This is a genomic window from Undibacterium sp. Di24W, assembly GCF_049340325.1.
Lineage (GTDB): Bacteria > Pseudomonadota > Gammaproteobacteria > Burkholderiales > Burkholderiaceae_D > Undibacterium.
Map to the genome: position 1 here is coordinate 1 of NZ_JBMPOP010000021.1, position 876 is coordinate 876.

Below are 876 nucleotides of genomic sequence, written 5' to 3' on the forward strand. Positions count from 1 at the left end.
GTCACCAAACTTAAATAAACAAATTTTTCACTTGTCGGTATGTAGGTGATATCGGCGACCCAGACTTGTTCTGGTTTAGAAGCGAGCACTTGCTGAGAACCTGCCTTTAGTAAGTTGGGGTGCTTGTAAAAACGGTGATGACTATGCGTAGTTTTATGATAGGCACGTTTGGGTTTGATCAATAGATGTCGCATTCTGAGAAGGTGGAACAAGGCATCTCGTCCCAGCTTAATACCAGCTTGTTGCTTTTTCTCACGCAGTAGGTAATGAAGCTTACGCGTGCCAATTTTCGGCTGACGCAGTCGAAGTTTCGTCACCCATTCGATGACTTGATCATGCTCATTTCGACGCACTTGGTCGCGTTCAATTTGTTGATAATATGCCTGACGTGTCCAACCAAAATAATGGCAAGCCTTGCTAATACTTATTTGAGGCGTTTTTTTGTGCTCAAGGACTTGCCTAAATGCTTTTTTGGAATGGCGATCCCAAAGTCATCTCTAATGACATTCACGATGGCTTCAAATAGCTGCGCTTTTTCGTTGGCGATCTTGAGTTGCTTTTCAAGTTCTTTGATCCGTTGTTCCGGCGTCAGTGGTAATGGTTCTTGGGACATGGCTAAATTGAGATTTTTCCTTAATCCCATATTATGCCAATCTTGCGTACCATGTTTACGTAACCACACTAAAACAGTTGATCTACCTTGTATCCCAAAGCGCGTTTGGGCTTGTTTGTAGGTCATGTCGCCTTTTTCTACCTGATCAACCACTGATAATTTAAAGGCCAAGGTGTAATCTCTTTGGCTCCTGCGTTCTGTTGATTTCATTGACGTTCCTTTCAATCACGAAGAAAACTGTCAATCTATTTCAGGACGGGTCA

General features: G+C 42.8%; 1 protein-coding gene and 1 pseudogene. Both read right to left on the reverse strand.

Annotated elements, in window-relative coordinates; genetic code table 11:
• Positions 1-353: pseudogene (locus ACO0KZ_RS20440) on the reverse strand (IS3 family transposase); the annotation flags it as partial.
• A gap of 71 nt (positions 354-424) precedes the next feature.
• Entirely contained in the window at positions 425-823 is a 399-nt protein-coding gene (locus tag ACO0KZ_RS20445; protein WP_422998625.1) for a hypothetical protein, read from the reverse strand.
• Positions 824-876 lie beyond the last annotated feature (53 nt).

Coding starts and splice junctions, on each gene's coding strand:
- ACO0KZ_RS20445 (WP_422998625.1), bottom strand. CDS start 823: ATGAAATCAACAGAACGCAGGAGCCAAAGAGATTACACCTTGGCCTTT.